21 protein-coding genes are annotated in these 18,595 nt (G+C 54.2%); 3 read left to right on the top strand and 18 right to left on the bottom strand.

The window, feature by feature from the left end; all coding sequences use genetic code 11:
- Positions 1–5: 5 nt before the first annotated feature.
- The 8 genes from WC859_05460 to WC859_05425 form a co-directional block, all read right to left on the bottom strand.
- Positions 6–479 (bottom strand): NADH-quinone oxidoreductase subunit C, encoded by a 474-nt coding sequence (locus WC859_05460; GenBank protein ID MFA5975597.1) that lies wholly within the window; start codon positions 477–479, stop codon positions 6–8.
- Positions 476–949, bottom strand: coding sequence for an NADH-quinone oxidoreductase subunit B family protein (locus WC859_05455; protein ID MFA5975596.1), 474 nt, complete (start codon positions 947–949; stop codon positions 476–478). The genes WC859_05460 and WC859_05455 overlap by 4 nt, the downstream gene beginning before the upstream one ends.
- Positions 950–1,015: 66 nt before the next feature.
- Positions 1,016–1,378 (bottom strand): NADH-quinone oxidoreductase subunit A, encoded by a 363-nt coding sequence (gene ndhC / locus WC859_05450; protein ID MFA5975595.1) that lies wholly within the window; start codon positions 1,376–1,378, stop codon positions 1,016–1,018.
- Entirely contained in the window at positions 1,378–2,139 is a 762-nt protein-coding gene (locus tag WC859_05445) for a ubiquinone/menaquinone biosynthesis methyltransferase (protein MFA5975594.1), read from the bottom strand. The genes ndhC and WC859_05445 overlap by 1 nt, the downstream gene beginning before the upstream one ends.
- A complete protein-coding gene (locus tag WC859_05440) occupies positions 2,099–2,281 on the bottom strand; it encodes a hypothetical protein (GenBank protein MFA5975593.1) in 183 nt (60 codons plus the stop codon). The genes WC859_05445 and WC859_05440 overlap by 41 nt, the downstream gene beginning before the upstream one ends.
- A gap of 190 nt (positions 2,282–2,471) precedes the next feature.
- A complete protein-coding gene (locus WC859_05435; GenBank protein MFA5975592.1) occupies positions 2,472–3,419 on the bottom strand; it encodes a biotin--[acetyl-CoA-carboxylase] ligase in 948 nt (315 codons plus the stop codon).
- Positions 3,403–4,275, bottom strand: a complete 873-nt coding sequence (gene nadC / locus WC859_05430) for a carboxylating nicotinate-nucleotide diphosphorylase (GenBank protein MFA5975591.1) — start codon at positions 4,273–4,275, stop codon at positions 3,403–3,405. The genes WC859_05435 and nadC overlap by 17 nt, the downstream gene beginning before the upstream one ends.
- Before the next feature lie 98 nt (positions 4,276–4,373).
- On the bottom strand, positions 4,374–4,649 hold the full coding sequence (locus tag WC859_05425) for a hypothetical protein (GenBank protein MFA5975590.1): 276 nt from the start codon (positions 4,647–4,649) through the stop codon (positions 4,374–4,376).
- Between the two features lie 232 nt (positions 4,650–4,881).
- On the opposite strand from WC859_05425, the gene WC859_05420 reads away from it, so the two are divergent.
- Positions 4,882–5,631 (top strand): response regulator transcription factor, encoded by a 750-nt coding sequence (locus WC859_05420; protein ID MFA5975589.1) that lies wholly within the window; start codon positions 4,882–4,884, stop codon positions 5,629–5,631.
- On the opposite strand, the gene WC859_05415 is transcribed toward WC859_05420, so the two are convergent.
- The 6 genes from WC859_05415 to WC859_05390 form a co-directional block, all read right to left on the bottom strand.
- A complete protein-coding gene (locus WC859_05415; GenBank protein ID MFA5975588.1) occupies positions 5,628–6,011 on the bottom strand; it encodes a response regulator in 384 nt (127 codons plus the stop codon). The two genes, WC859_05420 and WC859_05415, sit on opposite strands and share 4 nt — an antisense overlap.
- Complete coding sequence (locus WC859_05410; protein ID MFA5975587.1) at positions 6,011–6,427, bottom strand: response regulator; 417 nt, start codon at positions 6,425–6,427, stop codon at positions 6,011–6,013. Before WC859_05410 ends, WC859_05415 begins: the two co-directional genes overlap by 1 nt.
- A gap of 2 nt (positions 6,428–6,429) precedes the next feature.
- Positions 6,430–7,617 carry an FIST N-terminal domain-containing protein gene (locus tag WC859_05405; GenBank protein ID MFA5975586.1) on the bottom strand — a complete coding sequence of 396 codons (1,188 nt, stop codon included), beginning with the start codon at positions 7,615–7,617 and terminating at the stop codon, positions 6,430–6,432.
- A gap of 9 nt (positions 7,618–7,626) precedes the next feature.
- Positions 7,627–9,075, bottom strand: a complete 1,449-nt coding sequence (locus WC859_05400) for an ATP-binding protein (protein ID MFA5975585.1) — start codon at positions 9,073–9,075, stop codon at positions 7,627–7,629.
- 128 nt (positions 9,076–9,203) lie between these two features.
- Positions 9,204–11,207, bottom strand: a complete 2,004-nt coding sequence (gene uvrB, locus WC859_05395) for an excinuclease ABC subunit UvrB (GenBank protein ID MFA5975584.1) — start codon at positions 11,205–11,207, stop codon at positions 9,204–9,206.
- A complete protein-coding gene (locus WC859_05390) occupies positions 11,194–11,589 on the bottom strand; it encodes a response regulator (GenBank protein ID MFA5975583.1) in 396 nt (131 codons plus the stop codon). The genes uvrB and WC859_05390 overlap by 14 nt, the downstream gene beginning before the upstream one ends.
- 165 nt (positions 11,590–11,754) lie before the next feature.
- On the opposite strand from WC859_05390, the gene WC859_05385 reads away from it, so the two are divergent.
- Both WC859_05385 and WC859_05380 read left to right on the top strand, forming a co-directional pair.
- Positions 11,755–11,985 (top strand): hypothetical protein, encoded by a 231-nt coding sequence (locus WC859_05385; GenBank protein MFA5975582.1) that lies wholly within the window; start codon positions 11,755–11,757, stop codon positions 11,983–11,985.
- Positions 11,986–11,989: 4 nt separating this feature from the next.
- Positions 11,990–13,756 carry an ATP-binding protein gene (locus WC859_05380; protein MFA5975581.1) on the top strand — a complete coding sequence of 589 codons (1,767 nt, stop codon included), beginning with the start codon at positions 11,990–11,992 and terminating at the stop codon, positions 13,754–13,756.
- Here WC859_05380 and murG read toward each other — a convergent pair.
- From murG to mraY, 4 genes are all read right to left on the bottom strand, one after another.
- Positions 13,745–14,875 (bottom strand): undecaprenyldiphospho-muramoylpentapeptide beta-N-acetylglucosaminyltransferase, encoded by a 1,131-nt coding sequence (murG, locus tag WC859_05375; protein MFA5975580.1) that lies wholly within the window; start codon positions 14,873–14,875, stop codon positions 13,745–13,747. The two genes, WC859_05380 and murG, sit on opposite strands and share 12 nt — an antisense overlap.
- Entirely contained in the window at positions 14,872–16,008 is a 1,137-nt protein-coding gene (ftsW, locus tag WC859_05370; protein ID MFA5975579.1) for a putative lipid II flippase FtsW, read from the bottom strand. The genes murG and ftsW overlap by 4 nt, the downstream gene beginning before the upstream one ends.
- Before the next feature lie 103 nt (positions 16,009–16,111).
- Entirely contained in the window at positions 16,112–17,461 is a 1,350-nt protein-coding gene (gene murD / locus WC859_05365; protein ID MFA5975578.1) for a UDP-N-acetylmuramoyl-L-alanine--D-glutamate ligase, read from the bottom strand.
- A 6-nt stretch (positions 17,462–17,467) separates the two neighbouring features.
- A complete protein-coding gene (gene mraY / locus WC859_05360; protein ID MFA5975577.1) occupies positions 17,468–18,547 on the bottom strand; it encodes a phospho-N-acetylmuramoyl-pentapeptide-transferase in 1,080 nt (359 codons plus the stop codon).
- Positions 18,548–18,595 lie beyond the last annotated feature (48 nt).

Here is an 18,595-nt window from a genome sequence, read left to right as displayed (position 1 = left end):
GGAGATTAATCGTAGCGGTCCGGTTTCGAGACATAGTCTTTCCGTAACGGATGCCCTTCCCACTCTTCAGGAAGCAGAATCCTGCGCAGGTTGTAATGCCCGGAAAAACGAATCCCCATCAAATCGAAAACTTCACGCTCCTGCCAATCCGCGGTGGGCCAGAGAGTGGATACAGACGGCACTTCCGGATGGTTTCGATCGTTAACGGTAACTCTCAGGACCAGTTTATGTTGATGAATCGTTGAAACGAGGTAATACACGACTTCAAAGTGCGTTTTCCAATCGATGGACGTCACAAAGGAAAGAAAATCGAAAGAAAGAGGCGGATCAAATCGGGCCATCCGGCAGATATCGAGGAGTTGACCGGAGGGGATCGTGAGCTGAAGCTCATCCCCGCGAACCCGATCTTTTGTTTTTGGAATTTCCTGGAGGTCCGGAAACGTGGCCTGAAGTGCCGAGAGGATCTCTGCCGGGGTCATGCCGCAGACCCGGTGTTTTTCTTCTGATGAGCGGCCGCCAGCATGCTGTAGCTTTGAATTTTCTTCTGAAGAATTAAAACAGCCTGCTGGAGCGCTTCAGGCCGGGGCGGGCATCCGGGGACATACACATCCACTGGAATGATTTTGTCGACGCCTTTGCAGACGGAGTAAGCGTCGTAGTAAGGTCCGCCGGAGTTTGAACAGGAGCCCATGGAGATGACAAAACGTGGTTCTGGCATCTGATGGTAGAGAAGTTCAATGCGGGGCGCCATCTTCTTCGTCACGGTGCCGGCGATAATGAGGAGGTCCGCCTGACGGGGGGTGGGCCTCGGGATGACTCCGAAGCGGTCAAAATCGTATTTGCTGGCGTACGACGACATCATTTCGATGGCACAGCAGGCTAATCCGAACGTCAGCGGCCAGAGACTGGATTTCCGGGCCCAATTGATAAAGGTATCCGCGGTGGTCATCAACAACGAACCCCCGGGAAGGTGTTCGACATAAAGAGGTCCTTTATCCAGCAAGATTCCCAAGGATCAGGCTCCCCAGCGCAACGCGCCGCGTTTCCATGTATAGACTAAGCCTAAAAAGAGAACCGCAATAAAAACACCCATATCGATGAAGCCAATCAGTCCAGTTTCCCGGAAAACCACGGCCCAGGGGAAGAGGAACAGGGATTCCACGTCAAAGATGACAAACAAAAGCGCAAAGAGATAAAACCGGATATCCATCGGGACATACGGTGTCCCGATAGGTTCCATGCCGCATTCGTAGACGATTTTCTGCCGTTCATCGTGGCTCCGGAATCGGAACAGAGGGCTCAAGACCAGCAGACTGAGAATACCGAAGCCCACTCCGAAAAGGACAAAAAGAAGCACGTACCCGTATTGAAACAGCATCAACGTTTCATCCCTTCGTAAAGCTGCACAATCCCGCCCATGATGGGGGTATACCGCACGTCTACAAACCCCGCCCGGCTGAGTTGGTCGACCATCTCCGTCGGATCGTAAAATTCACGAATCGTTGTTTCCAGATACTCTTTCGGCCAGCGATCCTGGCAGATCCACCATCCGATCATCGGAATGCCGAAACGTAAGTGCAACCGGTGTCCCCATCGTGACCAAGGCGATTTGGGGCGTCCAAAATCGAGATGGAGCACCTTGCCTCCGGGTTTGAGTACTCGACCGTTTTCGCGCAAGACAGCGTCCAGCTGCGTTCGCAGGTTCCGCAAAGCAAAAGCGGATGTGACACAGCCAAACGAACGGTCAGAGAAAGGCAACCGATCCGCTGATCCTAAAACCCATCGAATCCGGCGTTCCTCATCCTTTTGACGGGCCCTGGTGAGCATCGCCTCGGAAATATCCAGGCCAAACACTTCATGACCCGCCGCGCTGGCAAGCAGCGCTAGATCCCCCGTTCCGGTCGCCTCATCCAGAACCCGGACGCCCTGTGGAATACGTCGCACCAAAGCACGACGCCATTGATGATGAAGTCCCAGACTGGCCCAGGAATTGAATCGATCATAATCCGGAGCAATGCGGTCAAACACTGTTCGGATTGTGTCGATGGAACGAACGGTCTGGGGAAAACCGCCAAGAGGGGCGGAGGAGCGGTTCGCTTTAGATAAGGTCCTCAACTCCAAGGGTCTTTTTAGTGCCATCAGCCTTCACCTTCTCAATCGAGGCTTGAACCATGTCGCTGACCCTTTTCGAGAGAGCTTCAACGTAATCTCCGCCGGTCCGAAAACCCGCTTCTTTCACGACTTTTTTCACTTTGCTCACAACAACCATTGTCTCAGCCATGTTGTATTCCCTCCACTTGGATTAGCTAAATTGATGACGTTGAATGTTATCCTACCCTTAACTCCTTGTCAAGCAAACCGCTTCATTTTGCCGTCATTCCCCGCGGTTTCTGGCGGGGAATCTATCGTCAAAAGGACAACGACTGATGGATCCCCGACAGAAGCGCTCGGGGATGACGACATAGAGTACGTTAGGCCAGTTCTCCTTCAAAATAGCGTTTGATTCCTTTCTTGGATTGTAGAAGTAAGGCTCCAGAGGCGTCAATGCCGCGGACCAATCCCTGCACCAGGCCTTCGGATGTTTGAAGACGGACTCTTTCGTCGGGATCCCGATACAGTTTCCAATAATCCTTCCGGAAAGGCTCAAAACCCTCCTTCATCCACCGGGGGTAGGCATTCAGAAAACGAGAAAGGAAGGCCCGCAGGATAGCCCCCCGCTGGAACGCTCGGCCGGTCAATCCATGGAGAGAGGTCCCGATCTTCTTTAATTCTTCAGGCAGACTATTGTTCACATTCAGTCCCATCCCGATGATGACCCAGTGCGTTCGGTCCATTTCAGCAGACATCTCGGTCAGGAACCCTGCCAGTTTTCGCCATCCTTGCGGTGTTTGACAGACTACATCATTGGGCCATTTTAACCGGGCGTCAATTCGGGTGAGGCGGCGAATGACTTGAGCGAGGGTGATGGCGGCGATTTGGGTTAAAGAGGGCACTTGCACCGGTGTGACCGGAGGACGGAGCAGCAACGAAATCCAAAGACCACCGTATCCGGAAGACCAGAGCCGGTTGAATCGTCCTCGTCCAGACGTTTGGCTTTCAGCGATCCAGATGTTCCCTTCCGGCAGACCAGCGGCCGCCCCGCCTTTGGCGAGTGTTTGTGTCGATGCGGTCGAAAAGAAGTAGTGAGGTTGAATCCGCGATGTTTTCGCAAACTGCGCCAGTGTGGGATCGATCGGACCGTTAATGCGATAGTCCGAACGTGCGCTTCCTTTAATAGGGAGCCCTCCCTCCCGCAGGATTTGAATGTGTTTCCAGACCATCGTCCGGCTGATTCCAAGATGGGCAGCGAGTTTTTCACCGGATAATCGTGTTCCAACCGGTTTGGCGATAGCGGCGAGCAGCTTATCGCGGGTAGACATGCGTAATGTCGAGGCTGCAGTTAAAGGAAGGCGCGGAATGTGTGAGACAGCCCATGGAGATACGTTCAACTCCGAGTTTCGCCAGAGCTGGAAGCTGCCGGGGCTTGATCCCGCCGGAAAGTTCAATCTCAACATTCGGGATAGCCGCTCTCAAACGACGGATCATGGTCTTCAGTTTTGGGATTGAAAGGTTATCCAGGAGCACTTTGTGAGGTTTCAACACGAGGGCTTCCTGAAGGTCCTGGGTCGTCTGGATCTCGACTTGAATATGCAGGTCGGGCCGTTGTTGGCGAAGCTCCAGCAAGCGGCTGCCTCCGTCATCTCCGGAGAGCCGGCAAATCTTTAAATGGTTGTCTTTCACCAGAACGGCATCGCCCAGAGACATCCGGTGATTCATGCCCCCGCCGCAGCGAACCGCATATTTTTCCAGAAGGCGCCAGCCCGGGAGCGTTTTGCGCGTATCAAACAGTTTTGTTTTAGAGGAAGCCCCGAGGCGTTTAACTTGCTGAGCCGTAAACGTCGCAATGCCTGACAAATGCTGAAGCGCGTTCAGCGCGGGACGCTCCGCGGAAAGCACGGTGCGCGCGTTGCCCTGAACAACCGCCATGACGCTGCCGGGATGAATCGTTGCGCCATCGGAAAGGGAGGTTGAAAATCGGATGCTCGGATCAAGAGACTGGAAAAACAACTGCGCCAGAGGCAACCCCGCGACAACACCGTGTTGTTTCGCACAGATTTCCGCTCGAACCTTCCGGGCCGGCGCAATCAGGGTGTTGGTCGTAACATCATTCCGGGCGTCATCTTCATGCAGACCCAGCTGAATGAGTTTAAGAATTTCACGGTTTTTCCAATTCATGCTTACCAAGAATAACAAAAATAAGCTCAAAAAAAGAACTCAGAAGCGGGGGTTCCCCCCAGCAGCTGAGTTCAAAATAGACGAAACAAAAGCGATTTTTATCCGCGCTTCATGAAAACAAATGGCAGATAAGCGATTTTTTCGTTCGGGTAAACGATCTTGCAGATGTAGTCACCCGTTGCGATCGCCTGTCCTGCCGAGTTCATGCCTTGCCAGCGGATAGGTGTCGGCGCTTCACCTTTGCTCTTTTTCCAGACGGAGCGTCCGCAACGATCAATAATAGAGACTTCCGTCGCGGCTGGATCAAATTCGTATCCGTTGCCGAAGCGCCTGATTCCGCTAGAATTTTTCGGGCTTGAATGAAGTTGTCCCATACGTTACCTCTGACGCATGTTTACACCCCGAAAGATATGCTGTCAATGGATAAATAGCATATACAAATTCACATTGTATTGTAGGGACATATTAAATTCTGCAATGAATTTCTGTAAACCCCTGCATATTGTTATTTTTTCGCGTTAATAATAGTTATTGCACGTCAAAAAAACGCATGTTATACTCAGCCCGGATTTCAATAATGACGATAGCGTTGAGAGGAGTGTTGAAATGAATCCAACAGTTTTAATAGTAGAAGACGACCCGGAAGTTCGCAGCCTCGTCGAATACACGCTGGCCAAGGAAAAATTTAAAGTTCACAGCGCGGAAAACGGCAAACAGGCGCTGCAGATGCTGGACACCTTGATGCCGGATGTTATCACGCTGGATCTGATGCTTCCGGATATTCACGGTCTGGAATGCTGTAAGAAGCTGCGAGCGGATCCCCGTTTTCAGTCGGTTTCGATTCTGATGCTCACCGCTCTCGACAGCCTGGATGATATTGTGAAGGGTTTTGAAACCGGTGCGGATGACTATTTAGTCAAACCGTTTCAGCTTCCCGAGCTCGTGGCGCGTATTAAAGCGCTCCTGCGCCGCCGTCATGTCAGCCGATCGGAGCGGATGGTGGCTTCAGCCGGCAGCACAACGGTTGATTTGGCCCATCATCGCGTCATTATTAACGGCCAGGCAATGGACAACTTGACCTATAAGGAAATGGAGCTTTTGTTCATCCTTTTACGCCGCAGCCCGAAGGTTGTGAAGCGCACCTATCTGCTGCAGAGGCTGTGGGGACGCCAGGATTCGCGCGCCCTGGATGTTCACATTTTGCATCTCCGGCAGAAACTGGGAACCAAGGCTTGTGAACAAATCTTGACCGTTCCGGGTCAAGGCTATAAGTTTGTGCCGGGACTTTTCTCGCAGGAAACGATTCCCCCTCCGCCTGCCGCACCACCGCCGGCGGATACCGCTTCCGCTGCTTAAGGTTTTGCTTTTCTGTTGGCGAGCAGGGCATTGATCTGCTCGACGAGGTAGGTAAAATCGCAAGGTTTGGCAATAAAGCTGTCCGCCCCGAGTTGCAGGCCTTTCCGCTGATCAGACGACTGTGCATACGCTGTTAAAATAATGATCGGGATGTCTTTCGTTTTCGGATCGCCTTTCAGTCGCCGGCAAACTTCCCATCCATCGAGCTTCGGCATTCCAACATCCAGCACCAGCAGTTCCGGATTTTCCTTCTCGACCATGTCGAGCGCTTCCATCCCGTCCTGTGCGGTTACGACGAAGAAACCGCTGAATTCCAGGCTGTCCTTCAGGATCGTCAGGATATTGACTTCGTCATCAACCACCAGAATCTTATGTGCCATTACGAGGACCCCACTGAAGCCAGAATCTTCTGGATCGTCTGAATCAAATTGTTTGCGTCAAACGGCTTATTGACCCAATAGGTCGAATTGGATTCTTCGGCACCGCTCGGGGCGTCGTTACGGGATAACACCGTTACGACCACCACCGGGATTTGCTGCCACGCCTTATCTTTCTTGATCAGCCGGATCAGATCGACCCCGCTCATTCCGGGTAAGAGCATATCCAAAATAATGAGCGCTGGCAACGTCTGTGATCGCAACGCCGCGTAGGCTTTTTCTGCCGAATCAAAAAGGATCGGCCGGAATCCGTGTTGTTTCAGATGCGCAGCGATCATCCGCTGGGTTGAGATGTCATCTTCGACCACCCAGAGGACAGGGTTGTTCAAATCCGGAAGGCTTTTGTCTTTTACCTCCATCCTCACCCCAGCGCCATGACCACAACCGATTCGTTGTGAAACGTATTCTGAAATTTATGCCGGCCACGATGCAACGGCAACGGGGCGAGCTCGCCATAGGTATAAAATCCCCCCAGGCGGGCGCACTCACCGCCCATCGCGTCTTGAATGATACTGATTTCATCCTGGCATTCGCTTCCCAGCATCTTTTGCCGAGCCACGTTGCAAAACGTCAGTGCGCCCTTGAGTCGCTCGCGGCCAATCGTTTCGACCGCGGACAGAGTCGCCTGCTGGGCCGCCTCCAAGACCGACGCATATCCCCCAATCATCAATCGTACCTGGCACCCCACAGGGAGGGACCCAGTGCAGATCAGTGAACCGTCATGGCCCACGCGAACCGCCTCGCGCAGGAGATACTCCTCCCGGCCCGCCACAGCGGTTCCCAATGGGTAAATAATGGCCGTATGAGCTAAAGGTTCTTCGAGGGACTCGCGTTTCAAGCCCAGGTAATCCTCGTAGATAGACACCGCAGGGCGTTTGTCCAACTGATAGATGACATGACCGGCCGAGCGCGTCACCCGCCGAGGCCGCCCCAGAGGGGCCCAGCCGTGTCGAACCCCGACCCCCACCAAAATATCCCCGCAGAACAAGGCGGCAGGTGCGCTGTCTGTAAGGACTTCGTTATCAAAATACTGGAACGTCTTCTGAAAATAAAAGTCATCGGCCGCATTTCCGCCGACTACCGGGAGATCCGGTCCAAAAACTTTCTGGAAACCCATGAGGATAGCCGCACCGTCCGGGGCAAGGCCATCCGGGAAGGTCAGCAGCGCAACCGGTTTTTCGAGCGTCTGCTTGAAGAGATCACGCGCCAGGTGTTCCCCGGCAGCCACCGGGTCACGGGAAAGATTGCGTCCAACTCCGGTGAAAAATTGAGCCCCTTTGGCCGCCAGTCCGATGACCGTGACACCGTGCCGCTGAACCCCTCCGGCAGAAATACCGCCTGCGTCGGTGCACCCAATGAGCGGCGCGTGGCCGGCGACCGAGCGAATCCCTTTGAGCAGACGGGGATTTGCAAAACGGATCGAGGAGAAAACGAGGATGAGATCCGGAAGCTGAGTCCCCAGTTGTGAAACCATCTGGTTGGCGGCTTCCTGTCCGGCCGCAAAAACCTCTGCGAGAGAGCTGATGCCGACGCCGAATTCAATAGACATGGGAGTGGATTAAGGGGTGAATTTCTGGTTCGGGATGGCGGTACTCGGCAATAAAAATGCCGGGGCCGTTTTCTTGTCCATATTGATCGGGAGGGTAAACAGGATACGGCAGCCCAGGTTTTCTTCGCTTTCGGCCCAGATCTTTCCACCGTGAAGATTGACGAGCGCCCGGCAGATGGACAGCCCCAGTCCCGTTCCGGGATACTTTCGATTCACTTCGTTATCCAGACGGAAGAATTTGTCGAAGATCTTTTCCTGTTCCGAAAAAGCGATCCCCGGACCCGCGTCCTGTATTTCGATAACGATTCCCGTGTCGGTCGGATGACCGGACACCGTGACGGTTCCGTCCCGCGGCGAAAAACGTATGGCGTTATCCAGGAGGTTCAGCAAGATCTGCTCGAGTTTGTCCAGGTCTGCTTTGATGGCTGGGAAGGGTTCCGGGAAATCCATGACCATTTTCACAGGGCCGGCTTTAATGCGTAACGTATAGAAAATATCTTTAACAACCTCCGGGACCAAAACCAGCTTCCACTGGGTTTCGATCTGCCCGGATTCGATCCGCGAGATGTCGAGCATTTCACAAATGAGCCGGGTCAGACGGTCGGTTTCCTCATTCAGGACACGCAGATACACATGACGTTTCTCGTCGGAAATCTCATGATCGTACTGATACATCGTTCCGACAAACCCTTTGATGGCGGTGAGCGGCGTCCTTAACTCATGCGAAATCAGGGAGATAAAGTTGGATTTGACCTGGTCCAGCTCCTTCAGACGCTCATTGGCATCCATCAGATTCTTCGTGCGCTCCACCACCCGTTCTTCCAGGGTCAGATTCGCCTGTTCCAGGGCCTTGTAGAGCCGGGCATGCTCCATCGCAATCGATGCTTGCGTCGCATACATCGCATAGAACCGGCGTTCGGATTCACTCAGACGCACCGTCAGATGCGTCCGGGCGCCGACAATAAAACCGATCAGACGGGATTTGATCCACATCGGCATGAACACCAGCGACGAAACGCCCAGTTTCGTCATCACCGGAGTCCAGTCAGAGGGTGTTTGATCGATCGTTACCAAACAAATATCTTCCTGTTGAAGGGCCGGCATCAGCAATCCGTAAAATTGATCCAGCAAAATGCGAAATTCCGCGGCCGAAAATCCGGCATAGGCGCTCTGTTTGGGTTTGCTGCTGTTTTTATCAACAAAAACGATACCGCTCTTTTCAAAATCAAGGTCCTTGATCATGGATTCACAAACCGTATTCAAGATGATTTCCAGATCGAATGTGGAGTTAAGGCTGGAGCCGATGGAGCGGAGGGCGTTGAGCTGCGAAATCTGTTGATCAAAACGGGCGTTGGCCCGGTGCAATTGAAGATCAGTGCGCAGGAGTGTTCGCGCGGTTCGATCAATTTCTTTATGAGCGGTTTTTAAGGGGTCGGCTTTGTGCCGTTGCTTACGCATAGCTGATTTTTGTTTATTTTTACGACCCATTTGATAAGAGTTTATCCTCAAATACGGGTCATTTCAATAGAAATGTGCAATAATAGTGAAATTCACTTCTGGTTGTTATATCAATACGAATCGACCATTTACCTGGAGGGGCCTGATTTGAGAGCCATCTGACGTATTTCAAACAACTTGTCACGCAAAGTGGCGGCTAATTCAAATTGAAGCTGGTCTGCCGCCTCCAACATGCGAGCCTCCAATTCTTTTACGAGGTCCGGCAGGCGCTCGGGATGACGAATGGCGTCTTCTTCATCGACAAAAATCTTCGTGATATGAGCTTCCCGTGCGGAATTCTGAAATTCCTCCAGTTCCTGGATCGATTTCACTATGGTTCTGGGTGTAATGTGATGGTCACGGTTGTAGACAAGCTGTTTTTGTCGTCGACGTTCCATTTCTTCAATAGCTCGGGCCATCGACCCGGTTGTTTGTGAAGCGTATAGAATCACCCGCCCGTTCACGTTGCGTGCGGCCCGGCCGCACACCTGGATGAGCGTGGTCTGGCTGCGCAAAAACCCCTCTTTGTCAGCGTCAAGGACCGCGACCAGTGTTACTTCCGGAAGATCCAGCCCTTCTCGGAGGAGGTTAATCCCGATGAGCGCGTCAAAAGCGCCTTTGCGCAAATCGTTGAGAATATCGATGCGCTGCAGGGCGTCTATTTCCGAGTGAAGGTAGCGGACCTTCAGCTGTTTTCTCGTCAAATAATCCGCCAGATCTTCGGCCATGCGTTTGGTGAGGGTGGTCACGAGTGCGCGTTCCTTCCGGGCCGCGACTTGCTCCAGCTCCCGGATGAGGTCATCCATCTGGCCTTCTGTAGGCCGGATGTCAACCGCCGGATCGACCAAACCGGTCGGACGGATCACCTGTTCCACGATGGCGCCCCTGGTTTTGACCAATTCGTAGGACCCCGGTGTTGCAGAGACATAAATCGTCTGCGGGATCAAGGCTTCAAACTCGGTGAACATCAGCGGGCGGTTGTCGAGCGCGCACGGGAGGCGAAAACCGTAATCCACCAGGGTCTGCTTCCGGGAGCGGTCTCCTTCATACATGCCGTTGATCTGGGGAATGGCGACATGGGATTCGTCGACGATAAGCAGGAAGTCTTTTGGAAAATAATCAATCAGGCACGCCGGGCGCTCCCCAACCTTGCGCCCGGACAAGGGCCTGGAATAATTTTCGATCCCGTTGCAGAAACCCATCTCGAGCATCATTTCGATATCAAAGCGCGTCCGCTGTTCCAGACGCTGGGCCTCCAGGAGTTTCCCCTTCGCGCGAAACAACGCCAGTTGTTCCGCCAGCTCAGCCTCGATGTCCTTGACAGCGGCCTCCAGTTCGGGTCGCGTGGTCACAAAGTGACGGGCCGGGTAAATGTAGGTACGCGCCTTGGGCCGGATGATTTTACCGGTCAAGGGATGAATTTCAGATAGTTTCTCGATCTCATCCCCCCATAAGTCAACGCGCACCGCGGTTTCCAGATAAGCCGGAAAGATTTCGATTGTGTCCCCTTTGACTCGGAATTTCCCGCGGGCAAATTCGAGTGAATGTCGCTCGTAATGGATGTCGACCAGACTCTGCAGGAGCGCCTCACGGCTCACGCGTTGCCCCTTTTCGAGACTCACGCACATGGATTTGTAGTTTTCAGGGGATCCTAGACCGTAAATGCAGGACACCGATGCCACGACGATCACATCGGGACGTTCCAGCAGGGAGCTGGTGGCCTTCAAACGAAGCCGGTCGATGTGTTCGTTGACGGCCGAATCCTTCTCAATAAAGGTATCCGAGGACGGGACATAGGCTTCCGGCTGGTAATAGTCGTAGTACGAAACAAAATACTCGACGGCATTCTCGGGGAAAAACTGTTTAAACTCGGCGTACAGCTGGGCCGCCAGGATCTTGTTGGGCGACAAAACCAGAGTGGGTTTCTGAATTTGAGCGATCACGTTGGCCGCGGTAAACGTCTTGCCGCTGCCGGTCACGCCCAAAAGCACCTGGTGCCGGGTCCTGGCGCGCAGACCTTCAACCAGTTCCTGGATGGCGGCCGGTTGGTCGCCCGACGGCTGGAAAGGAGATGCGAGTTTAAACTCGGCCATGGGCGCCGGGAGATGACGGCCCCAGTAGTTTGCTCAAGAGGAACTCCAGCTGGTTTAAATCAATGGGTTTTTCCAGAAGAGCGACCCCCTGCTCGTTTCGCAGGGTCGCGGACAATTGACGGGAACTGTTACCGGAAAGGAAAACAATCGGGATCTCTTTTGTTTCCGGTTGCGCCCGCATCGCCTCCAAGGCCTGCAGGCCATTGAGCAGCGGCATGTTCAAATCCATGATGATCAGATGAGGTTTCTGCTCTCGTGCCAGAGTCAATGCTGTTGCCCCGTCATACGATTCAAGGACTCGATACTTTCCTCCTGTCAGATATTCCTTCAGGAGGCTCACGATGATGGGATCATCATCTGCAATTAAGATCGTGGCATTCATAAATGACAGTATAACAAGAAATTTTTTTGAGCGATTCCTAAAGATGTCATTGCGAGCGACCCGCCAGACGTCTGGCGACCTGGCGATGGCAGCAGGGAAGCCCCGGATGCAAAGAATTTCCTTGTCGACGAAGCGAATTCCATCTAGGTTTGTATCAAGGGGTTTATGCACGTTTGGGATATGGGCAATTATTCCTTCTGCTACTACGCTGTTCCCAATGTCATCGTTGGAAGCTTCATTCTGTATGTGGATATTTATGCGTTGATTAGAGGACTCAGCCTGGTTCAGAAGATCGTCCAAAGCCACTCGGGAACCATCGACGTGCAGAGTATTCCGGGGCACACCGAATTCTGCATGAAATCCCCGGTCCAAACTCCCAACGTGAGAGAACCGTAGGCCAATGGGTATTCCACTTCTTTCGGCTATCGCGGATTCGGCGAACTACACCTTCTCCTACCTGGCTGTTCCCTATTTCCTGGTGGGATGTCTGATTGTCGGGTTGGGTCTCTTTGCCCTGTTCTGGGAAGGTCTATCGCCCATTGCTTTAAGTTTTTTCCTTCTTACGATCGTTTTTGGCGGCTGGCAACTCGGCACGAGCTGGATGCTCGTTTCAAACAATCCAGGATCTGCGCTCTTTTGGATGCTCCTGTGTCTGTTCTTCGTCAACTTTATCCCGGTTGTCATCTTTCTGTTCATGGTCGTTGTCACTCAACAGTATTATCACTTCCGCCCCTGGATTGTGACGATCAGCCTGGTTTCGCTCCCACTCGCCTGGATCATGGTTTGCACGCCCTGGCTGGTCTTGGGTACCAACCATTATTCCTGGGGTTACTACGCGAAATTCGGGCCATGGATGCGGATTTATGTCAGCTACTTTGGTCTTCTCATCACATTGTGTCTGGGGATTTTATGGAGGGAACAACACCGGGCCATCCAAGAGAAGAAGAAAAGACGCCTCCATATTCTCTTCATTGCGTTTATAATCTCCTACGTCGGATCCTATGACTTCCTGCCCGGTTTTGGAGTGCCGGTTTATCCCCTCGGATGGCTGCCGCCACTCATTTTCCTTATCACGTGTTTTTATACGATCCTCCGGTATCGATTGGTCGATGTCACGCCCTCCTTTGCTGTTGAGCAGATTATCAGCACCATGGTTGAAGCGCTGCTCGTCGTCGACCGGGAAGGTGTGATCCGTGTGGCCAATGCTTCCGCGGAAACCCTTTTCAATCAAACACCCGGTTCCCTGACGGGACTTCCGCTGGTCCAGGCCAGCCACGGCCTTTTTTCCCTGGAACAAATGGAGTCGATCATTCCTCTCGGCAATTTCCGCGACCATGAATTTGGTTTTCAAGATCATTTTCTGAACGTGTCCGCCTCTGTCGTGCTGGACAAAAACCGGCAACCCGCGGCTTTTGTGCTGCTCTTAAAAGACGTGAGCGAGCGCAAATATATGGAGGCCATGGTCCGGCAATCGGAAAAAATGTCAGCCGTCGGACAGTTGGCCGCGGGGGTGGCCCACGAAATCAACAATCCGCTGGGGGTTATTCTCGGATTCGCCGAGGGCGCGTTGGTCCGCATCCCGCCGGGAAACCCGTTGGAGACTGCCGTCAAATCTATTGTACGGGAAGCCGTTCGTTGCAGGAATCTGGTCCGGGACCTACTGGTCTTTTCACGCGTTTCCAAGACGGAACTGGAACCGATGGATTTGAACCAGATGCTTGAAGCCGCCATCCACCTGATCCAGGCCAAAGCCCGTCTCATCAATGCGGATATTCAAAAGAGCCTGCAGCCGGAACTACCGCATATCCTGGGGAATCCGAATCAAATCCAGCAAGTCATTATCAATTTGGCGACGAATGCCCTGGATGCCATGCCGACGGGAGGCGTCTTGAGCATCAAGACCGAATTGTTGCAAGAAAATCCCCTGTCTTGGGTCTGCCTGAAAGTCACCGATACCGGCGGGGGAATCCCACCGGAGATCCTTTCGAAGATCTTTGATCCGTTCTTTACGACCAAACCGGTCGGTCAGGGAACCGGTCTGGGGCTGAGCCTCATCCATGAGATTGTCGAAAAACATTCCGGCACGATCGAGGTGCAAAGCGTTCCGGGACACACCGAATTCTGTGTGAAATTCCCTATCCGGGCCGTTTCTGAGTCACACGTCTAATGTCTTTTTGATATTTGTTACAAACCGGAGGGCTGCTTCTTTAGGCATCTCCGGCAGTTGGCTGGAGGTGAAACGGGTTTGCCAGGCTTGGAGGATTTCGGGATGGGCCGTTAATTTACGCAAATGGCTGGCGAGGACTTCCGGATCCAGCTTTCTCTCTTCAATCACCTCGGCCAAACCCTCTTTTTCCAGGACCCGGGCATTCAAGAGCTGATGGTTTTTGGACGCAAAAGGAAACGGAACTAGAATCGAAGGCCGCTCGGCAGCCAGGAGCTCCGCGATCGTTGAGGCACCGGCCCGGCAAATCACAAGATCAGCGGCGGCATATGCCGACGGCATATCGTGGCAATACCCCAGAACAACCGATTGAACCGGAAGGGAACGGTACGCGGTTTCCATGGCGGCCTGATGGCTCGGGCCCGTGATATGAAGCACTTGAAACCGGTCCGTTTCCGGCGACAGTTTCCCCCAGACGTCGAGCAAAATCTCGTTCAGGTGTTGCGCTCCCTGACTCCCGCCAAAAATCAGAAACGTGATCTTCTCCGGGTCGAGGCCGAAGGCTTTTTTCCCGTCCAATGAAGAGACCTTCCCGATCTCCTGACGCACCGGCAAACCGGTTACCCAAACCTGTTTGGACGTCAACCGGGACTGGCTGTCAGGGAAGCTGACCGCCGCCGCATTGACCCATCGCGCCAGGATCCGGTTCGCCAGACCGGGTAAAACGTTTTGTTCGTGGATAAAGGTCGGGATATGCTGCAGGTGCGCGGCGAGCAAGACGGGGAAGGAAAGGTAACCGCCCATCCCGATAACGGCGCGGGGCTTGTGCTTTCGAACCAAACGCCAGGCTTCCCAGGCTCCGGTAAAAAAACGAAATGGAAACAGGAGCGCACGCCACGTCACCGCACGCGGCATCCCCTGACCGGTTATTTCCCTGACAGCCAATCCTTCCCGTTCCAGCGCTTCTCGTCCCAGGTCCCCCCGGCGAATGACAAAAAGGACGTCCCAGGACGGCGCAGCCTCGCGAAAAGCGCGCGCCACGGCGATGCCCGGGTAGAGATGCCCGCCGGTGCCCCCCGCTACAAACAACGCCAGCGGCCGATTGGAGGATGGTTCGCTCATTGGTGGGACCTCCGCGTTTCTGAACGGCGTTCCATATGTCCTTGAGAAGAAATGTTCAGCATGATTCCGACCGCCATCATCGTAATGACAAGGGATGAACCGCCGAATGAAACAAAAGGGAGCGGCAGTCCTTTGGTCGGCATCAGCCCACAGGAGACGCTCATATTAATGACGGCCTGTAAAAGAACCCAGCCGGTGACCCCGGCTGCAAAGAGCTGGCCAAAAAGATCCGGCGCCCGTCGAGCGACCTGCCATCCCCGAATGCCCCAGAAAACAAACAGAAGGACCAGCGTGAGCGCGCCGATAAAACCCAGTTCTTCACCGATCACGGGAAAAATAAAGTCTGTATGGGGATCCGGCAGGTAGAGCAGTTTCAGTGTGGAGGCACCAAGCCCCTTGCCAAAAAGCCCTCCCGAACCAAAGGCCATCAACGATTGAGTCAGCTGATAGCCAGCGCCGCTCGCATCGGCCCAGGGATTTGTAAACACTTTAAGCCGGCGGTAGCGGTACCCGACGCAAAACAACTCATAGATCAGCGGCCCGGTACCGGCAAGGATCGTGCCCCCGAGATGCGTCAGCCGGGCGCCAGCCAGAAAGAGCATCATCAAACAGACCCCCCCCAACAGGATCGGCGTGCCCAGGTCCGGTTCTTTCAGAATCAGTCCAAGGACAGCTCCCACGACCATCATCGGCGGTAAAAATCCCCTGCGGAAATTCTTCAGATGGCTTTTGTGTCGATCCAGATAGTCGGCCAGCCAAAGCAGAAGCGCGAGCTTGGCTATTTCCGACGGTTGAAAGGTCACAGGACCCATGTGAATCCACCGTTGAGCGCCTTTCACAACCGGACCGACGGCCAGCACCGCTCCCAGCGACAGAATGGCGATTCCTAAAAGAGGCCAGCACCATTTTTGCCAGCGGTGGTAATCGATCCGCATGCAGAGGAACATCGCACCGGCCCCCAGCGCGTCCCACAGGAGTTGTTTCCGGACAAAGAGATAGGCCGAGCCGAAACGTGTTTCCGACATGTTGGCACTGGCCGAAAAAACCATCACCAGACCGACCCCCAGAAGAAGGAGCGTGGCCAGAAGCAGCGGACGATCAATGCGCAACGTTTTCGCTTTTCGGCGGTTCATAAAAAAGATGTCATTGCGAGCGGAGCGAAGCAATCTGTCAAACAGCTGACAGATCGCCACGGTCGCCAGGAATCTGACGTCCTCGCGATGACAGCCCGGGATCTCACGTCAGTTTTCGTACAAGCGCCTTAAAGTGTTTCCCACGTTCTTCATAGTTCCGGTACTGATCAAAGGACGCGCAGGCCGGGGAGAGCAGAACCACATCCCCGGGCGCCGCGAGGACGCGCGCCCGGCGGACCGCCCGGGGTAAGGCGCCACACGCTTCACAGGGAACGGTTCGTCCCAACTCCCGACGAATGCGTGTCGACTCTTCGCCGATCAAAAGAATCCTTTTGGCCCGTTTCTTCAATAAGGGTTTTAACGGTGTATAAGGGGACCCTTTCCCTCGCCCCCCCATGATCACCACCAGCGGTTCGGAAAAAGAGGCGAGCGCCACGCGCGTGGAATCCACATTGGTTCCCTTGGAGTCGTTAATGTAGCGAACCCCGTCCAGGTGCCTAACCCGTTCAAGGCGATGCTCAACCCCCCGGAACCGGGCCAGCACCCGTTGAATCACAGACAAGGGAACGTTACCGGCAACCGCCATCGCAACCGCCGCCAGAATATTCTCAATATTGTGGGGACCTGGCAGAAGGGTTTTAAACTCCCAACGCGTGCAGCGGCCTTTCCACCGAAGCACCAGAGCGCCCTGATCCAAATAGATCCCTTGAGATAAGGTCCGTTGGCGGCTAAAGAGGAACACGCGGGCGCGGCAACGCCGGGCCAAACGCCGACACCAGGCATCATCGGCATTCAGAATGCACACATCCTCGGAAGTCTGGTTCTCAAAAATCCTTCCTTTGGCTGCGGCGTATGCCCGCATGGTTCCATGATGTTCCAGATGATCTGGCGTAATGTTTAAAATGGCGGAGATCGTCGGGTGGAACGTCTCAATGTTTTCCAACTGGTAACTGGAAATTTCCAGGACCAGGACGGATTGAGTGGTCGAACGCAGCGCAAGCGAGGAGAGGGGTGTTCCGATATTTCCACCGACAAGCGTGTGGCGCCGCGCGGCCTTGAAGAATTCTCCGACGAGTGTGGTGGTGGTAGTCTTGCCGTTGGTGCCGGTAATGGCGATCAGCTCACGGTATCGGGCCTGCCTGCCGGCAGGCAGGATCTGCCGGTAACCCAGTTCCATCTCGCTCCAGACGGGGATTCCCTGCTGAGACGCTTTTTCAAGAAGGGGCAAATGACCGGGGACGCCGGGGCTTCGGATCAGGAGATCGGTCTCGAGCAAGCGGGATGAGTGTCCCCCTTCTTCGACGGCAATCCCGTTGGGAATCTCGCCCGCTATCTTCCCCTGATCACTGAGAAGCACGTCCGCCCCCAGGCGTTTCAGGAGAGCCGCAGCCGCCAGTCCTGACTTGCCGGCGCCGAGCACACCGACACGGCGGTTCTTGAAGTCAGTGGACATACCGGATTACCGTAGTTTGAGTGAGGATAGCGCCACAAGTCCGAGGACGATGGCGATGATCCAGAAACGGATCGTGACTTTTGTTTCGGGCCAGCCGATCAGTTCAAAGTGGTGATGCAACGGAGCCATCTTGAAGATACGGCGTTTATGCACGCGAAAGGAATAGACCTGGGCTAACACGGAAAGAGCCTCGGCCACAAAGATGCCGCCCACAATGACCAATAGCAGCTCCTGTTTGACGCAGAGCGCGGTCAGACCGATCGATCCGCCCAGAAATAAGGACCCGGTATCACCCATAAAAATCTCGGCAGGGTAAGCGTTGTACCAGAGAAATCCCAAACAGGCACCGACCATCGCCGCCAGTACAACGGCCAACTCGCCAGCGCCAGGAACCGCCATGATCCGAAGGTACTCGGAAAAACGCGCGTTGCCGGCCAGATAAGCGAAAACCAGATAGGTGAGCGCGGAAAAAATAAGCGTGCCGCAGGCCAGACCGTCCAGACCATCGGCCAGGTTCACCGCATTGGAGGATCCGACCAGGACCATCATGCACAACGGGATATACAGAATCCCCAGGTTGATCACCCATTCTTTCGAGTAAGGCACGCTCAAGTGCGAGGGGAATGAGAGGTTGGGCGGATTCATGTAGAGATAACCGGCTATAAAAAGCCCGAGGAGCAACTGGGCGGACATTTTGACGCTCGGGTTCAGGCCGTCCTTGCGCCCTTCCAGCTTTTTCAGGTAGTCGTCCGTATAGCCGATCAAAAAGAGCACGGTGCAACAGACAAACTGCAGCAGGACAAACCGGTCATCCAGCCGGGCCCATAACAAACAGGAACCGATCATCGACAGATAAATGATGATTCCGCCCATGGCCGGGGTACCGGTTTTCACCTTATGCTGGGCCGGGACCTCGGCACGGACCTGATGCCCCCGTTGGGCGCGCAGCCAGCGGATAATCGCCGGGGCCACCAGAAAATTAATGACCAGCGCGGTGAGAAACGCTCCGGCTGAACGGAAGGTGATGTACTGGAAGACGTTGAGCGGCGAGAAGGATGATTTGAAAAGATAAACGTAATAAAGCATTAGGACCCCTTGTCGTCATCCCCCGCAGTCACTGGCGGGGGATCTAAT

This window comes from Elusimicrobiota bacterium (assembly GCA_041660185.1).
Lineage (GTDB): Bacteria > Elusimicrobiota > Elusimicrobia > 2-01-FULL-59-12 > 2-01-FULL-59-12 > JBAZWU01.
The sequence above is the reverse complement of the archived record's forward strand: the minus strand, read 5'-3'. Positions and strand labels throughout refer to the sequence as shown.